Here is an 18,127-nt window from a genome sequence, read left to right as displayed (position 1 = left end):
GTCGCTCGCTCGACGGTTACCAGGACCACCGCCATGAAACTCTCCGCACTGACGATCCGTACCCGCGCCCGGATGGCCCGCCTTGCCCGTCGACGCCTGCTGGTGCGGGTACGACCCATGGCACTGGCCGCAGCGGTCGCGCTGGGCGCGACCGGGCCGATGGTGCATGCGCAAACCATCATCACGCCTCTGACCGGCGCGGGGCAGACGGCGACCGTGGTCAGCACGCAGGGCGCGCAGACGGTGGTCTCCACCCAAAGCCTGCGGGACGGGAACGCGTTCAGCACCTACTCGGCGTTCCAGGTTGGACAGGGCAACACCGTCACGATGGCGGTGCCTCAGGGCGCGAACTGGTGGGTCAACATCGTGCGCGATTCGCGGGTGACCGTGAACGGCCTGCTGGAGAGTCGGCTGACCAACGGCAGCATCGGCGGCAACATCATGTTCATCGACAGCCACGGCTTCGCGGTCGGACCAACGGGCCAGGTCAATGTTGGCCGGCTGTCGTTTGCCGCGCCGTCCACCGCCTTTGTCGATGGCCTGCTGGCCGGTGGCGGCGTGTTGTCCGGCGCCACCGTCAACGGTCTGCTGGCCGGTGAATTCGAACGCTCGGCCACCGGCGCGGTGGATATCCAGGGTCGAATCACGGCGTTGGATGGCGTGAGCCTGATGGGGGGTGCCGGCGGCGGCGTGGGCCCCGCGGTGAGCATCACGGGGCAGGTGATGGTGCAGGGGCGCGCTGCCGGCTCGGCGGTGAACCTGGGCGATCTGAAATCGCTGGCGCCGCTACAGGACCTCGATGGTGTCATTGACATCACGACGCCGGGCTCCATTCGGCTCGATGGCGTGCTGATCTCCGACAGTTCCCTGTGGCGCCGTGCTGGAGCGGTGCGCGTGGTCGCGGGCAACGACATCGGCGTGGGCGCGAACGCGCGCGTATCGGCCTCGGGCGCAGCAGGCTCCGGCGAGGCCGGCGGCCAGGTGACGCTGTTCGCCCAGCGCGACATCGCCAACGAACAAGGTGCCGAGCTGCGCGCGCGGGGCGATGGCGCTGGCGCGGGTGGCGCCATCGAGTATTCGGGCTTGCGCGATCTGACTTTGAGCAGCATGAAGTTCAACGCGGGCAGCGATGCGGGGCAGGCGGGCCTGGTGTTTGTCGATCCCGCACATGCAACGGTCGAGGGTGAAAACCTGACCGGGGGCGCCGATTTCGAGTATGCGGGCGACGACACACTGACGGTCAAGACGGGCGCCGTCATCAACACGCGCGACGTGGGCACCGGTGACGCCACCGATCCCGGGGTGGCGTCGGTCGGCGACAGTGGCGACATCCGTCTGGCAGCACCTCACATCACAGTGGAGGCGGGCAGCCTGCTGGACGCCTCGGTGGTCAACGAGTACGGCAGCAACTACAGCGCCGGCGACATCACGCTGACCGCCCACAACACCAGCAACGGGCAGACCCTCGTCGGCCTGGCCGATGCCGATGCGTCGATCGATGTGGCCGGGTTGCTCCTGGGCCGCAACATCACGCTCGAAGCCTCGGTCAATTCGTCTGCGGTGTTCGGCGGCGATGCGGGAGCGGTGCAGCAAGCTCTGGTCGATCTGACCCTGGGCAAAGCCGGGCTGGACCTGCCGCTGTCCTTGAGCATGGCCTACGTCGAAGCCAAGGGCGATGCCACCGTGACGGTCCGGGACACGGCGGTACTGGACGCGACCGACGACATTTCCATCATCGCGCTGGCCGAGCGCGAGGCCGGCGCCGAGCTGCAGACCGGTGGCACCTCCAGCGTGAACCTCAGCGCGGGCTTTGCACGCGTCACCGGCACCACGCTGGTCGACATCCAGTCGGGTGCGGAGTTGAGCGCAGGTGGCGACATCGAGCTGGTCGCGGCGTCGAAGACAACGATCGAGATGAACAGCGCGGCGGCGGGCGAAACCGACGAGGAGTCCGGTGAGGCCAATGTGGCTTCCGTGGTGTTCGCGGGTTCCCAGTCCGACGTGACGACGGCCGTCAAGGTCGGCGCGGGCGCGATGCTCTTCAGCGGTGCCGACACCCATGTGCAGGCCTTTCATGCCGGCAGCTACGAAACCGCGGCCGAAGTCACCGTGTACGGCGATGGCGCGGCCGGTGTGGTCGGGGCCTTGTCCCTCCACAAAACCGACACCTCGGTGGCGGTCGACGGCACCGTCAACGCGGGTGGCGACGTGCGGGTGCTGGCCCTGAACGCCACGGCGAAGGACGTCATTTCGGCCAGCTCGGCCATTGCACCGGAGGAAGAGCCCGAGTCGCCGCTGCCCGCTTCGCTCGAATACACCGAAGAGGACGCGGTCGAGGATGCCAAGCAGACGCTGCTTGAAGGCTTCATGGCCATGGCCGAAGAGGTGGCCGCGGGGTCCGACGAAGCGTCCGGCGGGGAGTCGAGCTCGCCGGCCCTGCGCATGGCCGGCGTGATGACCTGGTCCGAGTCCGCGCACACCACGCGGGCCACCGTGGGCGACGGTGCCCACATCACGGCGGGGGGCGATGCCGTCGTCGACGCCCAGACCCTGGTCGGTCAGCTGCAGAGCGTGACCGAGGCGGCGGCCGAATCGGAGGCGCAGGGCGTGGCGCTCAGCGTCGCCTTCAACTACGCGGACCACGCCTTCACCACGCAGGCGCGGGTGGGTGCCAACGCGCAGATCATGGCCGGTCATGTGGCGGTCAACGCCGCCACCGATATCCCCGAGTTCTATTCGGCCGGGCTGGACCTGGACTGGAGCAACGCCTTCAGCGCTTATGAGAATCTGATGGGTGGAACCGACCCGTTGTACGACGGCTTCAACACGCGCGTGGGTGCGAGTGCCGCTTCTGATGCTTCGCTGGCCCTGGCGGGCGCGGTCAGCCTGTCGTACCTGAAGAACGACACGCGCGCCTGGGTCGACACCGGCGCGCAGATCACCACCACCGTGGCCGATGCGGCCCCCTGGAGCTACAGCGTCCACGACATCGGCGTGGAACCCGACGAAGCCATCGACCTCACGCGCAGCTTCGATGCTTCCACCGTGGTGCGCGCGAGCAACCTGGTGCAGACGCTGCACCTGGCTGGTGGCGACGGCTCGACCGCGGGTGGCGATGGCGGCGCAGTGGGCGGCACCTTCTCGATGGTCTCCCGGGACAACACGGCCATTGCCGGCATTGCCGACGCGGCCGTGGTCAACACGCGCCAGCTCGATGTGGCGGCGCACACAACCGACTGGCTGCTGACCCTGTCGCCGACCTCGGGCGACGGCGAAGGCGTGGCCGCCAACGGCATGGTGTCGTACAACAAACTCCACGAGACCACACTGGCGTCGATCAGCCGCGAGGCGTATGTCAACGCACAGTCCGTCAATGTGAACGCTGACCTGTCGCTGGGCGTGCTCGCGGTCACGGGCGCCGTGACCAAGAGCGAGAACTCCGGCGTGGGCATCGGTGTTGCCATGAACGAAGTCACCGGCAACACCAAGGCCTACATCGGCGACAACGACACCGACGGTGGCGGGGCTGACACCGCCGAGGGCACCGCCGGTTCCATCCAGACCGGGCAACTCGACGTGGGCGCGCGCAGCGATGGCCTGATCGTGGCGGTGGGCGTGGCCGGCGCCATGGCCGGGGGCAGCAGCACCTCGGGCATGGGCGACAAGGCCAGCAGTGGTGGTGGCGGCGGTGGCGCGCAGTCCGGTCTGGACGGCTCCGGCACGGCCGCCCTGAGCGGCGTCGGGGATTCACTCGCTGCCGAGGGCGCAGCCGGTGAAGGTGAGGGCGGGGGTGAAGGGGAAGAGGAAGGCGAGGGCGAAAGCAAGCCGCCGGCCTTCTCCATCGCCGGTGCTGGCGCCATCGTCACCAACTTCAGTGACGTCGACACCTCGGCCCTGATCGACCGCGCCGTTGTGCTGGGCCAGGATGGCGGCACCACCGGCGTGGGCGTTCGGGCCTTGTCCGATCTGACGCAGGTCAGCGTGGCCGGCGGCGGCGCACTGGCCATGGCCAACAACTCTTCGACCACCTTCAGCGCGGCTATTGCCGGCGCGGTGGCGATCCAGGACTCGGACGACGACACCACGGCGCGTATTGTCGACACCACCGTGAGCGGCCTGGCCGACCGGGCAAGCAGCCTGACGGTCGAGGCGCTCAAGAGCGGCGAGCGCACCGCCGTGGCCACCGGCATTTCACTCAACCTGTCCCAGGGCAGTACCACCAGCGTGTCTGTCGCCGGCTCGGCGTCCATCACCCATGTCAGTGACGACACCGCCGCCAGCATTGAGGGCTCAACCCTCACCGGCGCTGTGGTCACCCCCGCCAACCTCGACGCACGGGTCGTGGCTTACGACCGCAGCCGAATCGGCGCTGGCGGCGGCGCGCTGTCCTTTAGCACGGGCAAGGGCTCGGCTGGCATCGGCGCAACGATTTCGCTGGTCGATCTGCAAGGCAGCACTTCGGCCAAGGTCATTGGCGGCGCTATCACCCAGGTGCACGACCTGACCGTGGCCGCCCTGTCATCGCAAAAAGTGGTGGGTATCGGCGCGGTGGCCGGCGTACAAACCGCCTCGGATTCAAAAGGCCAGCTCATGGGCGCCTTCGTGTTCAATGAGATCAACAACACGGTGTCTGCAGGCATCACTGGCGGCGCGCAGGTCAACCTGTCGGGCGACCTTGACCTGCAGGCCGGCGGCGCACCGTCGGACGACAGCCTGGACGCCATGATGGGCGAGGTTCGCACGTCTTATGTGACCGATTACGAGATGGAGAGCAGCGGCAACGGCTACACCGACGACTTCAAGTCGGCCGTGGGCGGCGAGAGCATTGTCGGCGTCGCCGGCACCCTCAGCGTCACGCTGGGCGACAACGCCAACAGCGTCGGCCTGTCATACGTTCAGAACAACATCCAGACCAGCTACCGCGCCGAGCTCGAGGGCACCGTGACGGCGGCAGGACATGTGCGTGTTGACGCGGTGAGCGATGCCGACATCATCGGCATCTCGGCCGGCCTGGGCGCCACCAAAGGCAAGTTCTCGGGCATGGGCTCAGCATCGGTCAACCTGATCGGCCAGCAGACGCAAGCCCGGGTGAGCGGTGGCAACGTCGACGCGGCCACCCTGGGGGTCGAATCCGGCACCACCGGCAACCTCTTCAGCCTCGCCGGCAACCTGAGTTTTGCGGTCGGCAGCGGCAGCGGATCGGCAGCCGGTGCTGCGGTGGCCTACAACCAGACCGGCACCAGAACCTTCAGCGACGCGGACGACGCGGTGAGCACACGCGCTGCGGGCAACGAAGCCTCGGTCAGCAACACCGTAGTGAACGTGGGTTCCGGCGACGTCGAGGTGCGGGCGAACAACACCAGCGACACCATGGCCGCAGCTGCCTCGGGCGTTGCCAGCGACGGCAACCTGGCCTTTGGCGGTGCGTTCACCTGGAACGAGATCGGCGACGTGACCGATGCGCGCATCAGCGGTGCGACTGTGACCGCTGCCAATGTGGATGTGCAGGCCGGCGAAGACACTGGTGCGAGCAGCGCGCGCATTCGCTCGCTGGCGGGCGGCCTGACCGCGTCGAACGGCTATTCGGCGGCGCTGGCGTTCGGTTTCAACACCATCGAATCGAGCCGCTCGGCGCAGATCCTGTCCTCCACCATCACCGCGTCCGACGCCGTGTCGGTGCGGGCCGATGCGCAAGGCAGCATCGAGACGCTGTCGGCCACGCTGGCGGCGTCCGGCACCAGCTACGCCATGGCCGGGTCGTCCAGCGTCAACTGGCTCAACGGCAGCACCACGGCCCTGGTCGATGGCGTGACCCTGCAAGGCACGGCGTCTTCGCTGACGGTGCATGCGGCGCAGTCCGGCAACATCGACGCGCTGGCCGGTACGCTATCGGGCAGCGCGGCGGGCGCAATTGGCGGCGCGGTGGCCGTCAACCTGATGGGCGACGGCTCGGACGACTTCGGTGTCCATGCCGGTCTGACCAACACCACGCTTGCCGCCCCGGTCTCGGTCCGGGTGGAGGCCGCGCTCGGCGGAGACATCGACAGCGTGGCGGTGGCGGGCAGCGGCTCGGGCACCAACGCCATCAACGGCAGCGTGACGCGCAACGTGATCGCGGGCGAGGTCTCGGCGCTGGTGTCCCACGTCACACAGACCGCCACGGGCGGCACGCTGGACGTGCTGGCCGACCAGACCGCCAGCATCGCTTCGCTGGCCGGCGTGGTCAACGGCGCGGGCACGAACGCGGTCGGCGGCGCGATCGCCGTGAACGACATCGCCAGCACCGTGACGGCGCAACTCGACAGTTCGAATCTGCGCACCAGCGGTGCGGTGACGGTCGAGGCCGGCATGGCCGGCACCATCGAGTCCATCGCCGCGGCGGGCAGCGGTGCCGGCACGGTGGCGGTTAACGGATCAAACACGACCAACAGCCTGACCTCGACCGTCAAGGCCAGTGTGACGGACTTGACCCAGCACCTGGCGTCCAGTGCATTCGATGTGCTGGCCAAAGACCAGTCGACCATCCGGTCGCTGGCCGGCACGGTGTCCGGCGGCGGCAATGCCGCTGTGGGCGCTGCGCTCGCGCTCAACTTCCTGGGCCGCACGGCGGCCGATGAGGCGGCAAGCAAGCTGGTGCTTGCCGAGGTCAGCGACAGCGACCTCCAGGTCACGGGCGCGGTGAACGTGCTGGCACGCTCGGATTCGACCATCCAGTCGATGGGCGTCGCGGCGGGCGGCGGTGGCACCTTCGCGGTGACCGGCTCCAACACCACCAACATCCTGGAAGACACGATCAGCGCGAACTGGTTGGGCAGTAGCCTGGTCGGCGCGAACACCGGGTCGCTGAAGATTCAGGCGCAAGACGCCACCAGCATCGAGTCGCTGGCGGGCAACTTTGCCGGGGGCGGCACGGCTGCAGTGGGCGCTGCCTCTGCGGTCAACCGTGTGGCCACCGAGGTCAGCGCCGCGCTCTCGGGCACGGGTGCCGGTCATGTGCGCACGGGCGACGTGGAAGTCGGTGCGCAGAACGATGCCGAGATCGACACGGTGGCCGTGGGCATGAGCGCCTCCGGCACGGTGGGCGTCCAAGGCTCGGTCGCCGTCAGCATGCTCAGCGCCAACACCTCGGCCCTGATCGACGGCGGAGCCCAGGTGGAAGCCTGGGACAGCGTGGCCGTCACGGCCGACAGCAGTGTCCGCATCAAGGCCCTGGCCGGTGCCGGTGCATTGGGCGCGGCGGGCGTCGGCGTGGCCGGTGGCGTGCTGGTCAACATGATCACCAGCCACACCACTGCCGGCATCGACGGCGCCGACACGGCCGTCAGTGGCCTGGCCAACGCGGACGGTGTGCGCGCAAACACGGCTGCGCTTGCTTCCGCCCCGGACCTGATGAACATCACGGCCGTCACCGACGCGGCCTTGTCACGCCCCGTATTTGCCACGGACATGCGGCGCGGCGTTGCCGTTCAGGCGACCTCCATCGAGCAGATCGCGGCGCTCACGACGGTGGCCAGCGGCGGCACGGTGGGTGTCGGCGCTGCCGTGAACGTGGACAGCATCGAGGGCAGCACCCGCGCCTATGTGGACGGTGCCAGCATCAACGCGCTGGCCGGTGGCGCGCAAGCCCAGGACGTCACGGTGCTGGCTGCTGACCATGCGCTGATCGCCAGCACCGTCGCCACAGTGGCCGGTGGGGAGGCCACGGGTGTGGCCGGTGCGGTCGGCACCGAGACCGTGACGCGCAGCAGCCATGCCGAGGTGCTGGATGGCGCCACGGTCCAGGCCGTGAACGACGCCAGCGTGCAGGCGGTGTCGACCGCGACCGTGGCGCAGATCTCCGCCGGTGCCGCCGGCGGTGGCACGACCGGTGTGGCCGGCAGCGGCAATGTGGTGCTGCTGGCCGGTGACACGCGGGCGTGGGTGGACGGCTCCAGCATCGCCGCGCGGGACGTGAGCGTGCTGGCCGAAGGCGCTAACCGCACCAACCAGATCGCCGGTTCGATCGGTGGCGGCGGTGTGACCGGCGCGGGCTTGAGCTTCACCGTCAACGTCTCGGGCTCGAATGTCCGCGCGCTGGTCGATGACAGTCTTTTGCAGGCCGATGGCGACGTGAAGATCCATGCCACCAACGTGACCGAAGAGCTGGCGGTGGCCGCCACCGTGGGCGGTGGCGGCATTGCCGGCGTGGCCATCGGCGCGGCAGTGACGGTGCTCGAAGGCAACACCGAAGCCGCCTTGAGCGGCAACTCCAGCGTGGAGCGGCGCACCCGGGCCACCGGGACCGTGGCTTTCGCGGGCGGTGCGGACGTGACGCTGCAGCTCGACTCGACCGATGGCGTCGTCACGGCCGATGAACAAGGTACAGCTCGGTTCGTGCTCACGCGAGAGATCAGCACGGAGCTTGAGGATGGAACCTTTGAAGTGGCGCAGGAGCCTGCGTCGCTGGGCGAGGGGGCGGTGGTCAAGGTCTTCGACGGCACCCGGGAAGTCACCGCGACGCTCAACGCCGACGGCAGCTACTCGGCAGACCTGTCGACGCTGGGCGACGGTCAGTTGACCGCGATCGTCTACACCGACGTGAGCGACGGTGCGCCGGTCGTTGGTTCTCCATCGAGCCGAGCGCTGTTCACCAAGGCTGCGGGCGTCGATTCGCTGTCCGTGGCGGCACTTGAAACCGTGGACATCAACCACAACGCCGGCGGCATCGGTGCCGGTGGCGTGGCGGGCGTGGGGTCTGCCGCCAACGTGGTGATCGGGCGCAGCCAGGTGGCGGCTCGTGCATCCGGATCGGCCATCACCGTGGGTGGCAACCTGGCGGTGACGGCCTTGCGGGAAGCCGAGGTCGACATGATCACGGCCACCGCGGGCGGCGGCGGAAACACCGGCATCAGCGGCGCCGTCGGTGTGCTGCTGTTCGGCAGCGCGCCCGACAGCAACGCCACGGCCGAACTGAACGGCGGCAGCGGCAGCACGATCGGCCGTGTGTCCGCCGGTACCGAGTCGAACAAGGTGCAGGGCACCGGTTCTTCGCTGAGCCAGGCCGAGGCCGATGCGCTCAACGCCAGTGCGGGCTACAACACCGCGGGCGCTTTCGGTGGTGCCGCTGGCCAGCATTCGACCTCGGCCGACCTGAGCGCAGACAGCGTCCAGGCCGGTGCGGTGACGGTCAGCAGCCTGGACCGCACCTCGGTGGAAAACAACGCGGGTGCCGTCGCCGGCGGCACTGCCGCCGGCGTGAGCGCCGGTGTGGCCGTCACCATTCTGGGCGGTGCCAACAGCGCCAGCGTGAGTGCCAGCCAGTTGACCAGCCAGGACGGCATCGCTATCGCTTCGGGCACCCGCACCCCGGTGCAAGGTTCGCCAGCCATCACGAGCCGCGCCATCGCCGGTTCGGGCGGCTTCGTCGGCGTGGGCGCGGCGGTCTCGGTCGCCAGCAACCGGACCGCCAACTCGGCCACGCTGTCGGGCCAGGTCAATGCGGGTGGCACCGTGAGCGTGACCTCGCTCGACCAGGCATCCATGCTGAGCGAGGCCTTCGGCGCCTCGGTCGGCGTTGCGAGCGTGGGCGTGGTCGTCGCCACGGCCGAGCAGACTGGCAGTGTCGCCACGCAGGTGGGTGGCAGCATCAATGGTGACGGGATTGCCATCACGGCGGGGCGCGAAGGCGGCGTGTCGGCGCTTGCGGTGGGAGGCGTGGCCGGCGTGTTTGCCGGCAGCGGTGCCGGCGCGACCGCCAGCGACAGCGGCACGGTGCGTGTCACGCTGGCCAGCGGTGCCGCGCTCGACGCGGGGCAGGGCGCGTTGGCCATTTCGGCCCGTTCCAATCCGCATGCCGAAGCCGATGCCGTGGGTGTGGCCGTGGCCGGCGGCGCTGCGGTGGGCATTTCGGTCGCCGAAGCCCACGTCGATTCGGACGTGTCGGTCACCAGCCTGGGCGCGTTGACGCTCAAGGGCGACACGGTGAACGTCTCGTCGGTGCTGGGATCGGGCGACTCGTCCGTCACCAGCCAGGCCTCGGCCGGCGCGGGCGCGCTGCTGCTCGGTGCCACGGGCGCCTCGGCCACCGCGACCAACACAGGCCTCTCCAGAGTGGAACTCGCGCAGGGCGCGGTGCTCGTCACCACCGGGGACGCCGGCATCACGGCGACCGATTCGATGCGCATCGAATCCAGTGCGGTCGGCATCGGCGCCGGCTTCGTGGGCCTGGGCATGGCCTTCTCCAGTGCCGTCAGCGACACCTTGGTCGCCGTCGATGCGGCGGGCATCCGGGGCGTGGTGGGTGGCAGCCTGCAAGTCAAGGCCAGCGGCAGCGAGTCCATCGACAGCGACGCCGTGGCCGGTTCGGGTGGTGTGGTAGCAGGCGCGGGAGCCGAGGCCTCGGTCAACCACGACCAGTCCGTCGTGGCCGACCTCGGCGTCACGGCCGGCAGCGCGCTCCTGGTCGGTGGCATGACCACCGTAGAAGCCAGCCGCCAGGTGCGCTACGACAGCACGACGACAGCCGTGAACGCGGCGGCCGTGGGCGCTTCCGGAGCAGTCACGCGGGCCACGCTCGATGGCTCGGCGACGGCCCGATTGCTCGACGGCTCGACGCTGGACAGCGGCAGCCTGCGTGTGCTTGCCACCAACGACCTGGCCCGCACCAACCTCACGGGCCAGAGCGCCGTGGGTGGCGGCGGCGGTGTGTTCAGCGGCGCCGGCGCCGACGTGGTCACCCAACTCAACGGCAATGCCACGGCAAGCATCGGCAGCAACGCCAGCATCCTGCTGGAAGACCTGCTGGAGCTTCGCGCGTACAACGAAGTGCGCGGCTCATCGCGCGCTCAGATGGACGTTGGCGGCGCAGTGCCGATTGCGCTGGTTAACACGCGCATCAGCACCAACGCCAACGCCGATGCCACCATCGGGCAGAACACCGATATCAACGTGTACGGCGAAGCGGCGGTCAACGCGCTGTCATACATCGACATCGAGGCCAACTCGGTGTCCAAGACCTATGGTCTCGCGGCGGCGGCGCAGGGCAATGCCTACGCCACGGCCAACGTCAACAACCGGGTCACCCTTGGCACCGGCAGCGAACTGCGCAGCACCGAAGACCTCAGCCTGCTGGCCGGGCAGGACCGCAATTTCAACCGCAACAAACATTTCGTCACGGCCCGCGCCGACCTGTTCAACCACTCTGCGATTCCGGTGTCGATCAACCCCGATGCGGACGCCACCCTCAACCTGAATAACGCGGTGACGGTCAACGCCGACGCGGTCCGCTCCGGCGGCACCATCAAGCTGGGTGGCGTCGAAGGCACCCTGGTGGTCGAAGGCAAGGGCAAGGTCAGTGACTGGACCCGCGAGCTGGGCGAGCTGATGGGCATCAGCAGCGACTATGGCAGCTCAAACAAAAACCTGAGTAACACCGCCGTCCTCAACGGCGAGTTCGAAGCCGGCTTTGGCAACAAGCAGCGGCTGGTGATCGGCCTCAATGGCCAGATTCTGGAGAGCGAAGGCGACGTTCGCTACACCATCACCAACGAAGACCTGTCGGCTTCGGCCGGCGCCTACATCGACCGGCTGTACGCGCAGCTGGCGCGCTACGGCGATGTGCCCGAGGTAAGGGCCTTTGTCGAAGCCGAACTGGCCTTCTATTTCGCCACGCTGCTCAACGAAGGGCTGGCCGAAGAGATGACAATGGAAGATGGCAGCAAGGTCATCGTGGCCTCCAGTGGCGTTGCCGCCAACTTCCTGAACATACTAGACCTGCGCGCGGGCAGCGGCAACATCGAACTGTTCGGCGACAACGTGACCGGCTCTGCGTCGCTCATGGCGCGCGCCGACTCCGAGATCTACATCGACAACCAGAGCCCGCTGAACCTGCGGGTGTACGACATGGTGGTCGACGCCAACGGCGGCTTTGCCAAGTACAACGGCACCTACCTGATGAGCGCCGCCGACATTGGCGCGCTCAATACCACGGCCAAAACCACGGGACTCAGCGTGGACAGCATCGACACGCGCGGCGGTGGTGCGTCGCAGGAACTACCGAAGCTGACGATCAAGAACACATACATGCCCGGAGCGGCGTGGAACCCCGACATCGCCGTGATCGCCAGCGCGGCCGACGGCACCTGGGCCGACCTGCGCGAGGATCAGATGCGCGCGCCCGAGATGCGCGTCAACGGGTGGCTCTACAACAAGCTGGGAACAATCGACCTGATCAACACGGCTGGCAGCATCTCGGTCTATGCCGAGAACCCGGGCTACACGCCGCGCCTGGACGGCAAAGAAATCCAGGTGTCGGCGGGCAAGAACTTTGTGCTGTCCTCGCCCACCATCAGCCAGTCGGTCGGCGGCTCGCCGGAGTCGCTGTATGCGGTGCATTACAACGACGACCAGGAACAGATTCTGGACAACCTGGGCGTGACAGCCTGCGGCTCGGCTCGGCCAGGAACCTCCGAGACCACCTACAACGCCAACTGCGTGGTCAATGGGGCCGGCGGGGTGTACGCCAGTGGTGGCATCTTCATCGGTGCCCGCTACCTGAACATCAACGGCACGGTGCAGTCCGGCCAGGCCGACTACAACGTGGTGCTGAGCGACAGCACGGTGGGCAGCAAGATCACCGCCTGGGCCAACGAGTGGAAGAACAAGGGCGGGCTCTACCTCTCGCAAGGAAAATCGTCTCTGGTCCAGTTGACGGGTGCGCTGCCGACCGACAGCGAGGCCGAAGTCAACAAGCAATTTGCCAACGGCACGATCTCGGCCAGCCAGCGCACCACGATGCTGCAGGCCATGGCGACGCGGCGGCTGCAACCCATCGTCTATTTCGATGCACAGACCAACCGGCTGCAGGTCGCGGCCACCAACGTCCAGGGTGGTCTGGTCGAACTCGTCGGCTCGATCATCAACACCGGTGGTGGCGTGGTGCGCGCGCTCGACGGTTATGCGCGCATCAACATCGACAACCAGACCGGCTACGGGCTGGATTTGATGGGACTTGACACTGGCGGCGACGCTGGCGTCATCCGCATCACCGACATGAGCAAACCGGTGGCCAACAGCAACGGGGCTTTTGAGGTCACCACCTACCAGCGCGACGCCGACGGCGTCTTCCGCGCCACCGTGACGGCTGGGCGGGGTGTGGGTGCCGCGATCCTCTCTACCACCGGTTCCTCGTCGGCCAGCCTGGCTGACGGCGTCAAAGCTCGCTTCACCTACAACCCGGCGGAAAATAGCACCTACTCGTGGTCAGCGGGCTACGACTATTCGACGGAAAAACGCTACTACCTGAAAACCTCGTCCTGGCTCGGCTTCATCCCCGGCGGTACGACCAACTGGGACAGCGTCGACACCTACGTCAAGACGGCCAATGCCCTGGCCGAAGATGTCTACGTGAGCACCATCACGCCCGTGGGCGGCGGATCGTTCTCCATCCAGTCCAACCGGTTCATCACCGACGTCGAAAAGGAAATCTACTACCGCTCCTGGAAGAAGTGTGGCTTCCTGTGCATCAAGAAGACCTACTACGTGGACCGGCGCACCGAGGTCGGCATGAAGGACGTCTTCACGCAGCGCGTCAAGGCCGATCACCCAATCAACATCGAGTTGGTGGGTTATGACAGCGGCGTGCTCAACGTCAGCAGCGTGGGTGACATCCGTCTGGGTGGCAACATCACCAACGACAGCGGCACGGTGTCACTGACCTCGACCCAGGGGTCCATCAGCCAGCTCAACAACGGCGCGGTGGTGGAGGGTGTGGACCTGAACTTCCGGGCAAAGACCGGGATTGGGGGAGAGGCCGCACCGGTCAACCTGATCACGGGGGCTGGGTCGTTCACGGCCGTCTCCGACACGGGTCCGATCAGCTTCAAGGGCATGAGCGGCGCGCTTCGCATCAACCAGGTGTCGACCCAGGGCGATGTCTGGCTCGATGGCGATGGCAGCATCGTCGGGCTCGATCCCAGTAAGGTCCATGTCATCGGCAACCGCATCTTCCTGTCGGCGCCGCGCGGCGGCATCGGTGAATTCAATGTCGACGGCAGCGTCAAGTCCACGCTGAACATCCAGACCTTGGACGCGCCCAACGGCGGCCTTACGGCGCAGGCTCGCAACGGCATTGCGATCAAGCAGGGCACCGGCAACCTGTGGGTCAACCAGGTCGTCAGTGGTGGCGACGTGTACCTCGAGACGGCCGGGGACCTGATCGACAACAACCGCAACGAGTCGCGCGACGAGCGCACCGAAGCCCAGTTGCTGGCGCTGTGGGACCAGGCCGCGCTGCAGGGCAGCTCGGCCGAGGACAGCCGGCAGTTGACGATGACCACGACCCGGTCGCAGTTCCGCCGCTACTGGAGCCTGCGCGATGTGCGCAACGTGGTTACGGACGGCAACGGCAACGTGACCAGCTACGACGCCGATGCCATCGACCCGTCGACCTACGTCTTCCGCTTCGGCACCGAAGAGCGTGAGCAATACCTCAACGGCGGCCTCAGCGAAACGCAGATCGAGGCGATCGAGGCGGCGCGCACGACGGAGATGAAGGCGCTGCACGCGCAGTTCGGCGACACCGACTACCAGACCGACAACGACCGCATCATCACGGCCATCAACGTCGCCAACGCGGCGAACGGAAAATCGGAGGTCGGTGCGCTGGCGGAATGGACCGACGCGGAGCTCTACAGCCCGTTGCCCAGCGCGGTGTTCAGCAAGAGCAGCACCGACACGCAGACCCGCATCGAAGAGCCCAACGTGGTCGGCAACCGCGTGGTGTTGCGCTCCGGCGGACAGATCGGCAACGACGACGGGCAGGTGGTGATTTCGCTCAAGCGTGAAGACCGCATTGCCCAGGGTCTGGCGCCTGAGCTGACGGCCGACGAGCGCCTGGCCATCATGTCAGCCGAGAGCGACGACATGGTCCTGGACCGGGACAACTGGACGCTCACGGTGGTCAAAAAGGACACCTTCAACGTGCTGTCGAACCGCCTGAACGTGGAGTCCAACGGCTTCGTCTACCTGGGCGCCGATACCACCGACACCTACACCAACGGCGGTACCGCCAATGTCGAGTTGATCAAGGCACCCGGTGAGGTTCGCATCAAGGTGACGGACTCCATCCTGAGCGTCGCCAACGCCGGCGTCTCGGTTATCCAAGCCCAGAAGGCCGTGCTGGAAGCGGCCCAGGGCAGCATCGGCTCGGCCGCCAAACCGCTGCAGATCACCCTGGCCAACAATGCCACGGGCACACTGGTGGCGCGGGCCAACGACGGCATCTGGATCCATGAAATCGGCGACATGCGGGCCGCCGACATCTACACGCCGGGCAGCGCGACGCTGTCAGCCACGGGTGCCATTCACGATGCCCGTGCCGTGACTAACTACCCGGCCGCTGGCGACCGCGCCGTTCGCTCGATCGAGGCCAACGAACTCACGCTGACCGCGCAGGGGGGAGCTGTCGGCGAAAGCGGCAATCCGTTGGTGGTCAAGGTCGGCTCGGGCGGTGTCAATGCCACGTCCGCGCTCGGCTATTCGGTCTTCCTGCAGGGCGCAGCCGGTTCTGGCCTGACCGTCAATGCGGTCAACTCCGGCCTCGACTTCTTTGCGACGGCGACGGGCGATCTGCACAACGTCGGCTCGGTCAAGGCGCGTGGCAGCATCTTTGCCGAAATTGACGGCGACGTCACTGGCTTGATGTATACCGCGGGCGGCCAGATCGTGATCGGGGCGGGCGGCAGCATCAGCGGCAGCAACGCAACGGCCAACACGGGCAGCATCCGCCTGACCGCCGGCGACGACATCGACCTGGCCAGCGCGTTGTCCAACCAGGACGTGACCGTGACGGCGGGCGGCTCGATGAGCCTGACCTCCGCAACAGCCGGTCGCGCACTGAACCTGACCGCGCTGGGCGGCGGCGTGCAAGGTGTGTCCTGGCGGGCTGCCAACGGCATTGACGTAGCGGCAACGGGCAACATCGGTGCCACCAGCGTGCTCGCCAACACCGGAGCCGTCACGATGTCCAGTGGGGCGGATCTGTCGGTGGACTTCACCACCGCGCTGGGCAACGTGGCGCTGAATGCCGCGCGCAACGTCAGCCTGACCAATGCCACCAGCAGCAACGGGCTGCTGTCCGTGAGCGCCGGCCAGGCGGCATCTCTGCTGGCTGGATCGGCCAGGGGAGCGGTGACTGTCACGGCGGGAACCGGTCTGCAAGCTTCCATGCTGACCAGTGCCACGTCTTCCGTCGACGCCACCACCGCTGCGGGCAACCTGGACATCCAGAAGGTCTCCGCCGCCGAGGATGTCACCCTGACCGCCACCACGGGCGACCTGAGCGCGGGCGCGGTGAGCACTACGCGTGGCGATCTCGCACTCATGGCAGCCGGCAGCATGGCGGTGGCGTCGGCAACCCTGCCAGGCAACATCACCGCGCTGGCAGGCGGCAATGCCGATTTCGGCAAGCTGACCTCGACCGCAGGGCGGGTTGAGCTGGCATCCACCGGCGTGTCTCTCAGTGCCGGTGCGGTCATCGCCAAAACCATGTTCGGCGCGCAGGCGCTGCAGGGTGCGATGACGGTGGGCTCCTTCAATGCCGCCACCGCCAGCTTGCAGGCGGGCACCAGCCTCACCGTTGCGGGCACTGCTGCGACCAGCGGGACCATGGACCTGCGCAGCAACGGGGATGCGCTTCTGGGCAACCTGACCTCGACCGCCGGCAGCATCACGGCAGAAGCCGCAGGCGCGGTGACAGCCAATGCGCTCAGGGCGCAGAACGCGCTGGCCGTGTCGGCCGGCACCGGGCTGAGCGCCGGCACGCTGACCAGCGTGCTATCCAGCGTGGATGTGTCCACGGACAGTGGCTCCATGCTGATCAACAGCGTCGTCGCCAAGACCGCGTTCAACGCTACCAGCGGCGATTCGCTGACCGTCAAAGCTTTCAACGCGGCCACGGCCAGCTTGCAGGCGGGCACCGGCGGCCTGACCGTGGCCGGGACCGGCGCGACCACCGGGGCCATGGACCTGCGCAGCGAGGGCGATGCCGTCCTGGCCACCCTGAGCTCGACAACCGGCAGCATCACCGCAGAAGCCGCCGGCACAGTGACGGCCAACACCCTCAAGGCGCAAACCGCGCTGGACCTGTCGGCCGGCACCGGGCTCACCGCTGGTTCACTGACCAGCGTGCTGTCCAGCGTGGATGTGTCCACGGACAGTGGTTCCATGCTGATCAACGGCGCCATCGCCAAAACAGCGTTCAATGCCTCCAGCGGCGATTCGCTGACCGTCAAGGCTTTCAACGCGGCCACGGCCAGCTTGCAGGCGGGCACCAGCCTGACCGTTGCCGGCACCGGCGCGACCACCGGGGCCATGGACCTGCGCAGCGAGGGAGACGCGCTCTTTGCCACTCTGACCTCGACCGCCGGCAGCATCACGGCAGAAGCCGCAGGCACGATGACGGCCAACACCCTCAAGGCGCACACCGCGCTGGACTTGACGGCCGGCACCGGGCTGACAGCCGGTTCGCTGACCAGCACCACCTCAAGCGTCGATGTGGAATCAATCGCTGGTTCAGTCACCGTCAATGGTGCCACCGCCAAGACTTCGTTCAGCGCCCGCAGCGACGATGCGCTGACCATTCGAAGCTTCAACGTGACGGCCGGCAATGCCGTGCTGCAATCGGGCGGAGCCACGCTGCTGAGCACCGGCCAGACAAGTGGTGACATCACGATCACCAGCGGCGGCCATGCATCGCTGGGTAACCTGACGACCTCGTCAGGCGGCAAGATCAGCGCAACCTCCACCGACGGAGGGCTGGCTTTCGGAACCCTCAGGGCCGGCACCGGTATCACGCTTGATGCCGCAACTTCCTGGTCGGGCGGCAATGCCATTTCGGGCAGCGGCTTGTATGTGGGCAACGGTCTGGTGGACGTGCTTGCAAGATTTGGCGACATCAACATCGGCACCCTGTCGGTCACGAGACCTGTCGGAATCAGCAAGCTGACAACCCAAGCCGGTTCAGTCCGAGTGAGTCAAATCACTGGACTGGCTCCGAACCAGAACCAACTCCTTGTCGAGGTGGCTGGCGGAACCAAGACCGTGCCGAAGGGCTACTGAAACAGGGTGACTCGTTTCACTTTTTCAAACT

1 protein-coding gene is annotated in these 18,127 nt (G+C 67.3%); it reads left to right on the top strand.

Translation table 11 applies throughout. The features are described from left to right. The first annotated feature begins 33 nt into the window (after positions 1 to 33). On the top strand, positions 34 to 18,096 hold the full coding sequence (locus F9K07_RS21000) for a leukotoxin LktA family filamentous adhesin (protein WP_159595272.1): 18,063 nt from the start codon (positions 34 to 36) through the stop codon (positions 18,094 to 18,096). The last annotated feature ends 31 nt before the right edge of the window (positions 18,097 to 18,127 follow it).

The organism is Hydrogenophaga sp. BPS33 (genome assembly GCF_009859475.1).
Taxonomy (GTDB): Bacteria; Pseudomonadota; Gammaproteobacteria; order Burkholderiales; family Burkholderiaceae_C; genus Hydrogenophaga.
This window is presented reverse-complemented; position numbering and strand designations above follow the sequence as displayed.